Source organism: Lysinibacillus sp. NPDC097287, from assembly GCF_044761695.1.
Lineage (GTDB): Bacteria > Bacillota > Bacilli > Bacillales_A > Planococcaceae > Lysinibacillus.
In genome coordinates this window covers 108,872-121,160 of record NZ_JBIWCX010000002.1, presented here as the reverse complement: position 1 = coordinate 121,160, position 12,289 = coordinate 108,872, and the positions used below count along the sequence as shown (strand labels likewise).

The window sequence follows — 12,289 nt, the reverse complement described above, 5'->3', positions numbered from 1 at the left end:
CGAAATGTATAACAACACGCTCACTAAATGCCCATACCAACATTGTACAATAAGTAATAATGACCAGCACAATATCAAGAACCATCGCCTACTTGTAAGGATACACCTTTAATTTTTTCGGTAATTGATATTTTTTCGTCAAATTTTTTGTTGTAGCTGTATAGATTATAATTAACACTAGCAAATAAAAATTTCCAAATAATAGATCTGAAAAGAATTCTTCAAACTGCCTCACTGTTTCTAAGTTCTCATCATCAAATTCAATAGGTACTGCATAAAACTTCTTCGTATCCCAGTCTTGAAATGTTAAATTATGTTCCCCGTTTTTATACCACTTTAAGCGTACTACTTTCCCATCACTATAATTTATGAACAAATCTCTTTCACTTTGTATTTCTTTGTTATATTCATGCTCTTTGTTCATTGTTTCCTTCATCTTAAAGTACTGTTCCAGCTGTTTATAAGCTGATGAATCTAGTTTTCTCACACCTAAATACAGTCTAGAACCCCTTGCTAGAAATACATCCTCTTGTGCAGAATCAATAAAATAAGCAGATTGAATGATTGGTACTTGTTCATCATTGGCCGTTTGCTGGAAAGGAACTTCATCATTTGCCCATGTTATAAAGATGAAAAATAACATACACACACTCATTACAGCTAATACAATACGATATTGCCACGTTTTCTGCTTACGATTATCCAAGACTCTTCCTTCTAGCTTTTGCCACGTCTTTTGCTTCCCACCCTGTACACGTTTCACATCCTGCATTTCCTGTAGCAACTTCTTTTGCTTATCATCCATGCACAAATCCCCTCTCCTCTAACTTTTTCTTCAATGCAGATAAGCCACGTGCGGTATTATTTTTAACCTTTGCCTCACTCCAGCCAAGCTGCGCGGATGTCTCTTTAACAGACAGTTCCTCGATATAGCGCAAAATAATCGCATCTCGGTATTCAAGCATTATCGTGTACATGGCCTAAAATACAGCTGAAAAGTCCTCCCCTTTTATTAAAAACTCCACAGGTAACATCGCTTCATCTCGAATACTTTCTTTATGTATAAAAGGGATAAATTGCAAAATCTTTTTGCGCCTGAAATGGTCATATACTAAGTTTCTTGCAATTTTCCGTAGCCACGTCTGCTTATTAGCATCTTGTCTATATGTATGACGATGTTGAAATGCTTTATCAATTACGCCCTGGCGTAATTGCGTCCAGATTTTTAATTGTGCCTAGGCCTGCGTGATGCGGGTCAGTCAGCCATTGTCGCACGGATGCGACGTACTTAGGCTGACATCCTAACTCCTCTCAAAATCTGTGACATCCGCCGGAGGCTTTATCTTCATTCAGTCGGCGTTGGACGCCCACTGGATGAAGATAAAAAGTTTCCTGTGTTAAATCTTCAGCGAGTTCCTTATTACCTGCTAAATAATAAATGTATTTAAAAATCGCATCACTGTGCGCTTCATAATCCTGTTTAAATTGTTGGTGCAAGTGTCTTCCCCCCTCCCTTTCCAACTCTATAGACGAATGAATAGTGATAAGGAATCACCCTATCATAAAATAAAAGTAAAAAAGTCGAAATTTGCAAGAATATTCTTTATACTAAATAATAACTGCTCATGTACTGGAAAGGATGCTATTTTATGACACGGATACTAGCAATAAGTGATATTCATGGTGAACTAGGGCTTTTTCAACAACTATTAGTAAAAGTAAATTATAATGCGGCACAAGACCAACTATTTTTACTTGGAGATTATATAGATCGAGGCCCTGCTTCTAGTGGGGTTTTAAATTTAGTAGCAGAATTAAAAGCAAATGGCGCACGCGTATTAATGGGCAACCATGAGGCTCTTATGCTTGCTGCCTGTCGTTCAGTAGATCCCAAGCCTTGGCTACATTGGATAACTGTATGTGGTGGTGATAAAACCCTCGAAAGCTACGGGTATAAGATAGAAGATTTTGACGAAGCTGTTATTGCTAATACTTTACCAGCGTTTATTCGTTCTTTACCGAAGCTCGAAGAACATTTAAAGCTTATGGAATCATTTGAATCCTATATTGAATTAGAAGATGCCATTTTTGTACATGGTGGTGTTGTCCCGGGAAAGGCACCCATTGATACAGAGAAAAATGAACTTTTATGGATTCGAGAAGAATTTCATGCAGGCTATCAAGGGGGGAAAACAGTAATCTTTGGCCATACTCCGACCTATAAACTTTATCACGACGCGGCCAATTTTAGTGTGTATTTTGGCGAAAATAATATTATCGGCATTGATGGTGGTGCTGTATTTGGCGGTCAGCTTCATGTCATTGAATGGCCAAGTCGCCACATCACCTCTGTCGCAAGTAAAAAGCCAACAAGCGTAAAATAAATGCTTGCTGGCTTTTATCTGTTTAATATAATTTGAAAATAACTCCGACTAGAGAATAGACAATAACTGTTGTGAATAAAATCGTCATATGGAGCAGTGAGAAAACAAACATTTTCGTTGCCCATTTCACTTGATCTTTATTGCTATGGTAGCCGTAAATACTCATGGCAAGCCATGCAATACTTAGTATCAATGCCACCAACATAATGCCGATACTTATCGAGCCAAATAAAAAGCTCGATAAAATAAGTAAAATTAAATAAAAATTCGTTTGGTAGTACGTGCGGCGCATCCCTTTAATAACTGGTAGCATCGGCACACTTGCCGCCTCATAATCAGCACGTTTACGTATAGCAATCGCATAAAAGTGCGGCATTTGCCAAATAACCATTACCAAAAACAGCCCGATTAACGCCGGGTGTGTAACGTCCGGAGAAACCGCTGCCCAACCGAGCAGTGGCGGTACGGCCCCCGAAATACTACCAACTTCTGTGTTATAAATCGTGTGACGCTTTGTCCACATTGTGTATGGCACAACATATAAAAAGACGCCGAGGAATCCGAATAATGCGGCCAGTGGTGAAGCCAGTGCCAGCGTACCTACACCCGCAACCAGCATCGCAATAGCTAAATAAAGCGTTGCTTTTGCAGTCATTTCCCCAGTCACAGTTGGTCGGTTTTGCGTACGAGGCATAAGGGCATCAATATCACGGTCATACACATTATTAAAAGCCCCTGCTGCTCCAATAACAAGTGCTGAACCAATTGTCGCAAAAAGTATTTCAGGAATATTCTCCATCAACGACATTTGATTTTTATACATACCAAGAGCCAAACCAGCCCACATTGGAATTAAATTGGATTTAATTATCCCGGTCTTGACTGTCTGCGCTAAAATAGTTGAGCGTGAATGCTTCACTGTATTAACTTTTACAGCTTGTGAATTACGCTCCGTTTTCAGATTTTGTTCCATTCAATTTAATTCCTTTTCTATATAAATTTCTAGACGCCTTCTTCCCCCGATAGAAAGCGACAATTTTTGCATAATACATATCAAATTACTATTCTACCTCTTTTTGAGCAGAAATGTCTCTATATTCACATAAAGTACATGATTTCGTATATGAGAAGCGACACAACTCCCTCTATGATACCATCGTCCGACATGAATTTGAACATTATTGCCTCGATTCTTGCGTAATACTATTCAAGAAAAATATTCTACTTTATACTAATGGGGATGTTCTTTATAGATGAAGGAGTGTAAAGCACGTGAAATACGGATTTATCGGCCTAGGAAATATGGCCACAGCAATTATAAAAGGTATGTGTAATAGTGGCGATTTTAAATCATCTTCTATTTACGGGTATAATCGTACAACAACAAAAACAATTAATTTAGCTACTACTTATGGAATTAAAGCTAGTAATTCTATTGAGGAGTTAATGACCCATTGTGACGTGATTATACTAAGTGTTAAGCCACAAATGCTACCTGATGTTTTACCCGAAGTGAAGAAACATTTGCAAGATAAACACATAATTGTCTCAATTGCGGCAGGCAAAACTATATCTTATTTCCAAGAAAACTTGTCCGCAGCTACATCTATTATTCGTGTAATGCCAAATATTAATGCAATCGTTGGTGCTTCTACAAGCTGTTATACAGCAAGTGAGCAAGTAACAGAAACACAAATCCAACTCGTCAGATCACTGTTTGAAACAGTTGGTACCATTACCGAAGTGCCTGAGCATCTATTTTCAATCTTCACAACAATTGGCGGCGCATCCCCAGCATTTACGTATATATACATCGATGCATTAGCACGTGCTGCTGTGCGTGAAGGTATGCCGAAAACTATGGCATTAGATATTGCTGCAAATGCAGTCCTCGGCAGTGCTAAGATGATCTTACAATCACAAGAACACCCTTGGGCACTTGTTGACCAAGTATGCTCACCAGGTGGTACAACAATTCAAGGTGTGTCTTCACTACAAAGTAATCATTTTGAAACAACGATACACGATGCGGTTGCGGCCGTAACGAATAAAGACCGCAGCCTAGCTAAATAAATGGAAGCCGACTTCAATCATTCAGAAGTCGGCTTTTCGTTTATATTTACCATGATTAATATCCTCTTTTTAAACTATAAATCTCGAGTACCCTATCACTGGCTCTATCACTTATTTCATTATTTCCATATAACAATTTCATCTGTTAGCCTATTACACTTGATAAAATTAATAGGATTTTATAATTCGCTATTTAAACTTACATTCACATATTTATTCTACTTTATGTAAATGCACATTTAAAAGTTTCATTTTAGACTGAAGTTCCATCTACTGTATAATAGTCCAATTATTTAAAAAAGTATAATTTTTCTAATAATATTATATAGTAACTTTTACCTGTATTTATTATAATGAATCTATAATTATAATTTAGAATGCGGTGACAACGAATGATACAAGCTGATAATTCTATATTAAGTCCCGACTCGCAACTACAGACTCTTCAAGTAGTTTGTGACCAACATTTTACATGCACACTTCTAATTGACGTACAACAAAATACTTTTCCAATTATCCATGCTAATAATTCTTTTATTCATGAAAAGCAGACAACTAGGAAAAAATTATTAGGACAGCCTTTCACATCTTTATATAATCAGTATACTGATACAAGTATTACTGAGCAAATTGCTCATGCTTTAAATAGTAGACAACCAATCGTATCACAAGTGTACATCCAATGTGACAATGAGCAGGGCTTTTGGTGCGAGCTTTCAGGGCATCCTGTTCATACGATTGAAGGAAATGTTACCTATTATCTTTTCCATGCAAAAAATATTACACCTTACTTACATATGAAATTCTCTGCCGAGCTTGAACGCGAAGTTTATAAATATATCGAAGAAGAAAGCTCGATTGAAGCAATCTTGACTATGATCGGTAAAAAAATCGACCATTTTTTCTTCAATACTTTACAATGTTCCATTTTCTTCACCAAAACAGATCGTACTTCGAAACCAACTGTAAACGGTAATATACCAGACCACTTTTCTAGTAATTTTGTAATTACCAATATTACGGAAAAATTAGATTGTGAATCATCTCGTAATACATCAAAGAATTTCAACTGTGTCAATCAATCACTGTGTCGGCAACATAATGTACAAGGCTGTTGGTCGTATCCGATATACAATCAACACCAAGCATTACTCGGCCAGTTATATTTATTTTTTAAAACTACAAAAAGATTACATAGTAGCGAACTAAATTTCATTCAAAATTTAACACCACTCATTGCAATGGCTCATAAATATGAAGAAAATCGCTATAAGTTAAAAAAGTTAGCTTATTTTGATGTTAGTCTCGATATTCCAAATTTCAATTATTTTACCGAGCTCCTGAAGCAATGGACTGAGGAGGGACGCTCCGGTGTGCTTACTATTTTGCAACCGGGTGAATATACTCATATCGTCGACTATTATAGCCGTAGCACAGGTGATGAACTCTTACATCAAATTGTCGAACGTATTCGAAGCTTTGGATATAAGAAAACGGATATCTTTGGTCGGTTATCAAACTCTGCAATTATTATTGCACAAGAGAGCTCAGAGGAAGATATCGGAGAATATCAGTCAAATGTTCCCCAACTCACGATGATTCCCTACTTTTTAAAGGACCGTGAGATTTATATTACTTTAAAACTTGGTGTTTCGTTATTTGGACCACAAATAGAGGTAGAAGATTCGATACGTTATGCAGACATTGCATTATCGAAGGCACGTAAAGAAACTGGTACAGCCTATCATTTCTTTGAAGATTCACGCGAAGAAGAACTACGCTTGGCAATTGATGTATTATCACAACTAACTAAAGCAATTACTGAAGAACAATTCGTACCCTTCTTACAGCCTAAAGTTGACTTAAAAACAGGGAGAATTTCAGGCTTTGAGGCGTTAGCGCGCTGGGTGTCACCGATTCTTGGCTTTATAGCTCCGTCGGTGTTTATCCCTGTTGCTGAAGATACAGGGAAAATCAGAGAAATCGATCAAATGATTTTAATCAAGGTTCTACAGTGGTTACGTCATCGTTTAGACAATCATTTAGTAGTCTATCCGGTGTCTATAAATATTTCACCGAAGCATTTTTTCTACGCATTGTTTATAGAGGAATTTACAGATATCGTCAGCCACTACAATATAGACCCTTCATTAATTATAGTTGAGGTCACAGAGAGTGTTGAGTTAGTTGATGTTCAAAAGGCGAAAAAAATACTTAAATCCTTACAATCATTCGGATTTATAACATCGATTGATGATTTCGGCGTTGGTTTTTCTTCACTAAGTTATTTACAACAGCTTCCTTTTAATGAAATCAAAATCGACCGTAGCTTCATTCATACTATCGAAGAAGCTGACATGTCTGCGGTTGTACAAACGATTATCCAACTGGCGAACAACTTAACAATGTCTTCAGTCGCGGAAGGCATTGAAACAACTGCACAATTTGATTCGTTAAAAAATATGGGCTGTGAGACAGGGCAAGGCTATTATTTCTATAAACCTATGCCAATAGAAGAAATCGATCAATTACTTGAACAGCATTAAAAGAAGCCGAGGCGATGTAATTATCGCCTCGGCTTTTCAACTAATACTACTGCACATTCTCTTGCAATTCTTGGACTAAGAATGCGATAAGATCGCGCATATTTTCCGGTGTTACACCGTGTCCATCTGGATATTGCTTAAATACGACATTTGCTCCGAATTTCTCAAACGTTTCCTTACTTTCAACACCCCACTGTGATGGGATCACATAATCATAATCACCATGCGAGATAAAAATCTGCAGATGATCAACTGGGCGAATAGCATATTCTTCTGTGACGAATTTTGGTATGTAACCACTAAGAGCCACTATTCCACGGATTAAATTCCCCATAGAAAACCCTAATGACTGCGCTAAAATAGCCCCTTGGCTAAAGCCGAGAACATACACTTTATTTGGGTCAATTTGATATTCGTCAATTGCCTCTAGCATAAAACGTTGTAGGGCTACTAATACTTTGTCAAAAATTGCACGGTCTGGCTTGCCAATCTCTTGAATTGTGAAAAATGCATATCCTGGTTTTTGCGTAATAGGACCTCGCAAACTAAAAATATGACACTGTTCTTTAAAGTCTTGTACTAATTGAGGGAGATCATCCTCATTACTTCCCATACCATGTAGTAAAAAGATTGCAGGGTATTTTTTATCGGGATCCATATTGGACGGTTGTGTATGTTTAAATGTAAATGGTGAATTCATGGACATAATTCCTTTCAAGTGAAATTACTACCATCTTATCATATTCAACAATTATCCTGAACAAATGTTGTATTATTTTTGCTAATCTACCACTCCCATATTCCAAACAAAAACTCCCATTGCTTAGCAAGGGAGTCACTTCGATACTATAGTAATTCGGTTTTATTGATTATGCCATCTATATGGTACGCAATATAGCCATTTACAATACGGATAGTTTCCTGTGGGTCTGCATCAAATAATACCTTTGACTGCTCTGGTGTTGACACAAGTACCGTCAATAAATCCATACGCATCGAATGTCCTGCTGAGCTATAAGCATAATCATAGACAATATCTTCTTCTGTTAAATTTTCAGTTTCATATTGCTTGTGAAAAAGTGCTGTTGCGTCGTCCATTTGCTCAGCGACCTGCTGACGTACACGCATTTGATGCATTAATAACTCTTCTTCAAGCTTCGTTGGCTTTTGCCATTGTTTTTGTTCAAGCATTTTTAAAAATTCTCGTTCCCATACTTGCTCATTTTCGGTGAAATATAGCATATTCGTCATTAGCAAATCCCAAAATGCGATTTGTGAAGTTGACGATTCACGCTGTATCGCAATCGTTTCTTTAAAGTGCTGTTCCACTTTTGTAATATTCATATTTCGTACTAAGTGATTACAAATGTTTTCAATAAATTTATTTACCGCTTCTTGTGCTATCATAAAAACCCGTCCTTTATATCAACAAATCATTACGTAACTATCATACCATGATTGTCGTTGATAAAGAACGGGCAACGATTAGCCGCGTAAATGTGGTTGTTGGAACAATACAGACACGCCGGATTCAATTGCAGCACTACCTACCGCTTTTGCAACAACGTTCGCTACACGCTCGTCCATAGATTTCGGAATAATAAATTCTTCACATAAATCTTCTTCCGAAACTAACGACGCAATTGCTTCTACAGCCGCTAGTTTCATCGCTTCATTAATGTCCGTTGCACGTACATCTAATGCTCCGCGGAAAATCCCTGGGAATGCTAACATATTGTTTACTTGGTTTGGATAATCTGAACGACCAGTACCCATCACTCGAACTCCCCATGCACGTGCATTATCATATGTGATCTCCGGATTTGGATTAGCTAATGCAAAAACGATTGGATTATCATTCATCGAATCAATGTGTGCTTTTGTTAATAAATTTGCTACCGACACACCAATGAATACATCACTATCAGCAATTGCATCATCCAATGACCCTTGAAGTTTTTCAGGATTAGAAATTTTAGCAACTTGATCTTTTATACTATTCATGCCATCTTTACGCCCATCGTAAATGATACCTTTTGTATCACACATTACCACGTTTTTATAGCCCATTTGTAGAAGTAATCGTAAAATTGCGATACCAGCTGCACCAGCGCCATTAATAACAACTTTCACATCTTTTGGTTGCTTTTTGACAATTTTCACTGCATTCAATAGTCCTGCCCCTACAACGATAGCAGTACCGTGTTGATCGTCGTGAAATACTGGGATATTACATTCTTGACGTAGACGGTCCTCGATTTCAAAGCAACGAGGTGCTGAAATATCCTCTAGGTTAATGCCTCCAAATGTCGGGGCAATTGTTTTAACAGTACGGACAATTTCATCGACATCTTTTGTTGCTAAGCAAATTGGAAACGCATCAACATCCGCAAAACGTTTTAATAAAATTGCTTTTCCTTCCATTACCGGTAAAGCTGCTTCTGGTCCAATATCTCCTAGTCCTAGAACTGCAGTTCCGTCAGTTACGATAGCAATTAAATTCCCTTTAATCGTATAATCGTATACGGCTTGTGGATTGTTTTCAATTTCGATACACGGCTGCGCAACTCCAGGAGAGTACGCTAAACTAAGGTCATATGTGTCTTGAACCGGCACTTTTGCCACGATTTTCATTTTACCTTGAGCTTGCCTGTGCATTTCTAATGCTTTTTGCATAATATCCATTTAATAAACCCCTATCCTCAAACTAAATTCTTTTTCGAATAACATTATAATTGCAAAACTATTCATTAAATTCTGTTTATTATATTTTGAAAATTATATTACTTCACCTAAGTAAAGTCAATGCTACTTAGAGTAGTTATTTCTAAAAAAAATAATGATTAATATTTTTCAAAAATTATAAAGGGGAGAAAACGTATACATTGTATTACTATCCAATTATAGGGGAAATATTCACCTTTCATGTTACTTTCGATACAATTTCCCCTTGCCAAAATGGATAGCCTCGTTTCAATGTGAAACGAGGCTATCCATTAACTTTTTATTTTTAACTCACGCATTTTTACATTTCAATTGTTGTCAGCTTACTTAAAATACTTTGAGCATTAGATTGGATTTCCTGATAATTTTTCTGCAATATCGATGGTCGGATTGGTTTGCTAAATAAGTAACCTTGTACCATTTCACATTTACTCGCTTTTAAATAAGCTAACTGTCCCACTTCTTCAATTCCTTCTGCTACTACTTTTAAACGCAAATGTTTCGCCATTGAAATAATCATTGCTACAAGTGCCTCATCTGTAGAATTAGATTGGATTTTTTGCACAAATGATCTGTCTATCTTTAAACAATCAATAGAAAAATCCTTTAAATAAGATAATGATGAGTATCCTGTACCAAAATCATCAACTGCAATTGTGATGCCAAGCTCTTTTAAATTACGTAAAACAGTAGTCATATGATCAATGTTGATGGTCATACTCTCTGTTATTTCTAATTGTAAATATTGTGGTTCAAGCTCTGTTTTCGTTAGCACTTCCTGTACCATATCCACTAAATCCTGCTGGAATAACTGACCTAGGGATAAATTCACAGCTACTTTCAGCGGTGGCAAGCCTGCCTGCTCCCACTGCTTTACCTGATAGCACGCAGTTTCTAGTACCCATTGCCCTATTGGAATAATTAAACCTGATTCTTCTGCAATCGGGATAAATGCCCCCGGTGAAATCCACCCTTTTTCAGGATGTTGCCATCGCACCAGTGCCTCTACAGATATAATTTCACCTGTCTTCAAGTCGATTTGTGGTTGATATTCTAAGAAAAGTTCATCATTTTCTAGGGCGTTATGTAAATCATTTTCTAAAATTAGCTTTTCGGTCATCCCACTAGACATGCTTGGTTCATAAAACATGATACGTGCAGGTATTTTACCAGCTTCATTCATCGCATTTTTTGCGTGCATCAGTAGCTCTTCCTCTGTACTTGCATCTGTTGGATAAACAGCAATTCCAATATTTAAATTACCGTTCAATGAAAAGTGCTGTATACAGAAAGGCTCCGTCATAGCTTCCTGCAATTGTTTCCCCAGTTGCATCAGATACTGGGGATTTTTTTGTTCATCAATAAAAATAATAAAGTAATCTTCCCTTAAAATACTAAGTACATATTTTTCAGGTAATATATGTTGTAATCTTGCTGCCGCCATACCTAGCATTTGGTCTGCGTAGGTTTTTCCTAGCGATGCCTTAATGGTCGTATAACGATCTATATCTATAGCCAAAATAGCCTTTTCTGATTGATCTATGTATAATTTCTTCTTTAAAGCTTCCATTAAATAACGCTCATTCGGTAAATTCGTTATATCATCGTGATATGCCATAAATTGCATTTCTTCTTGCGATTTTTTTAAATGTTTCTGTGTCTCTATTAACTGCTGAAATGGCTTTTCGATGGAAGAATAGTATATTGCTCTAAAAAATATATAAAATGCAGATAGCTGAAAAATATGTCCGGTGAAATTTTTAATATCGTATACATCATTATATGTTGTATACAGGATATCGCTCACGATTAAGTAGATTGAGCCACCTACTAGTAAAAATATTCTTCTTGGCGCTACTTTAAAATGACTCATCAAAAATAGAAGTAAAGCTACTTGAACAAATACAGCCCCATACTGAAGACTATTTTTCAATACTGTAGGTCCACTACCCTCATTAATAAGATTAGGCAGAATCTGCGAATAAACTAAAACAACACAAGCAATTGTCACACACATAGACAAACTATAAACAATCCATCTATGAGAATCATTTATCGTTTTTTCCTTAAAATAAAAAATAATAAATAAACCAATCGCTAAGAACAATCTGGACATTATAAAAAACCAAGTCGCTGCATATGGAGTACTATCAGTAATAAAAAACGGCATACCTTTATAAGAAAGAGCATGTGCTATTTCAAGTAAACCAATCGTTAAAAATAACGCACCAAGATATAGACGAGTACTCGATAAAAGATAGGGCGAAATCAACCAAGATTGGATGGCAATGGTCAAGGAGACAACAATAATAAGAATCTCAATCATCAAGTGAATCGTTACATAATTTTTCTCCCCAAAGATTCCGTAAAATTCATCACTCCAAAAACCAATAATCGCGAGTAAAATGATAGAAAACAATAGAAATCGAAGTCCTTGTTTGTATAATGAAATATCTGCCCCAAATTTACGCATCAATACATACCTCCTATTCTATCCAATTTACTATTACGGACAAAACTTCATATAGCTTTTTTATATACATTTTATATAGTCTCTACCTC

The 12,289-nt window shown here is 36.6% G+C and carries 12 protein-coding genes; 3 read left to right on the top strand and 9 right to left on the bottom strand.

Annotated features, from left to right (window positions below; genetic code table 11):
• Positions 1–88 precede the first annotated feature (88 nt).
• From ACIQ2D_RS03645 to ACIQ2D_RS03630, 4 genes are all read right to left on the bottom strand, one after another.
• Positions 89–805, bottom strand: coding sequence for a hypothetical protein (locus tag ACIQ2D_RS03645; RefSeq protein ID WP_402859559.1), 717 nt, complete (start codon positions 803–805; stop codon positions 89–91).
• A complete protein-coding gene (locus ACIQ2D_RS03640) occupies positions 798–977 on the bottom strand; it encodes an RNA polymerase sigma factor (protein ID WP_402859556.1) in 180 nt (59 codons plus the stop codon). Before ACIQ2D_RS03640 ends, ACIQ2D_RS03645 begins: the two co-directional genes overlap by 8 nt.
• Before the next feature lie 3 nt (positions 978–980).
• Positions 981–1,196 carry an RNA polymerase sigma factor gene (locus ACIQ2D_RS03635; protein WP_402860612.1) on the bottom strand — a complete coding sequence of 72 codons (216 nt, stop codon included), beginning with the start codon at positions 1,194–1,196 and terminating at the stop codon, positions 981–983.
• A 115-nt stretch (positions 1,197–1,311) separates the two neighbouring features.
• Positions 1,312–1,497 carry an RNA polymerase sigma factor gene (locus ACIQ2D_RS03630; protein ID WP_402859553.1) on the bottom strand — a complete coding sequence of 62 codons (186 nt, stop codon included), beginning with the start codon at positions 1,495–1,497 and terminating at the stop codon, positions 1,312–1,314.
• 152 nt (positions 1,498–1,649) lie between these two features.
• Between ACIQ2D_RS03630 and ACIQ2D_RS03625 the strand changes: the two genes are divergently transcribed.
• Positions 1,650–2,384, top strand: coding sequence for a metallophosphoesterase (locus ACIQ2D_RS03625; RefSeq protein WP_402859550.1), 735 nt, complete (start codon positions 1,650–1,652; stop codon positions 2,382–2,384).
• 22 nt (positions 2,385–2,406) lie between these two features.
• Here ACIQ2D_RS03625 and cyoE read toward each other — a convergent pair whose 3' ends face one another.
• Positions 2,407–3,357 carry a heme o synthase gene (gene cyoE / locus ACIQ2D_RS03620; RefSeq protein ID WP_402859547.1) on the bottom strand — a complete coding sequence of 317 codons (951 nt, stop codon included), beginning with the start codon at positions 3,355–3,357 and terminating at the stop codon, positions 2,407–2,409.
• 299 nt (positions 3,358–3,656) lie between these two features.
• On the opposite strand from cyoE, the gene proC reads away from it, so the two are divergent.
• Together proC and ACIQ2D_RS03610 are read left to right on the top strand one after the other, a co-directional pair.
• Positions 3,657–4,457 carry a pyrroline-5-carboxylate reductase gene (proC, locus tag ACIQ2D_RS03615; protein WP_402859544.1) on the top strand — a complete coding sequence of 267 codons (801 nt, stop codon included), beginning with the start codon at positions 3,657–3,659 and terminating at the stop codon, positions 4,455–4,457.
• Between the two features lie 392 nt (positions 4,458–4,849).
• Positions 4,850–7,003 carry an EAL domain-containing protein gene (locus ACIQ2D_RS03610; protein WP_402859541.1) on the top strand — a complete coding sequence of 718 codons (2,154 nt, stop codon included), beginning with the start codon at positions 4,850–4,852 and terminating at the stop codon, positions 7,001–7,003.
• A 46-nt stretch (positions 7,004–7,049) separates the two neighbouring features.
• Here ACIQ2D_RS03610 and ACIQ2D_RS03605 read toward each other — a convergent pair whose 3' ends face one another.
• The 4 genes from ACIQ2D_RS03605 to ACIQ2D_RS03590 form a co-directional block, all read right to left on the bottom strand.
• Positions 7,050–7,703, bottom strand: coding sequence for an alpha/beta hydrolase (locus ACIQ2D_RS03605; protein WP_402859538.1), 654 nt, complete (start codon positions 7,701–7,703; stop codon positions 7,050–7,052).
• Positions 7,704–7,849: 146 nt separating this feature from the next.
• Positions 7,850–8,410 (bottom strand): hypothetical protein, encoded by a 561-nt coding sequence (locus tag ACIQ2D_RS03600; protein WP_402859535.1) that lies wholly within the window; start codon positions 8,408–8,410, stop codon positions 7,850–7,852.
• A 78-nt stretch (positions 8,411–8,488) separates the two neighbouring features.
• Positions 8,489–9,688 carry an NAD(P)-dependent malic enzyme gene (locus ACIQ2D_RS03595; protein WP_402859532.1) on the bottom strand — a complete coding sequence of 400 codons (1,200 nt, stop codon included), beginning with the start codon at positions 9,686–9,688 and terminating at the stop codon, positions 8,489–8,491.
• A gap of 340 nt (positions 9,689–10,028) precedes the next feature.
• Entirely contained in the window at positions 10,029–12,200 is a 2,172-nt protein-coding gene (locus ACIQ2D_RS03590; RefSeq protein WP_402859529.1) for a bifunctional diguanylate cyclase/phosphodiesterase, read from the bottom strand.
• Positions 12,201–12,289: the final 89 nt, after the last annotated feature.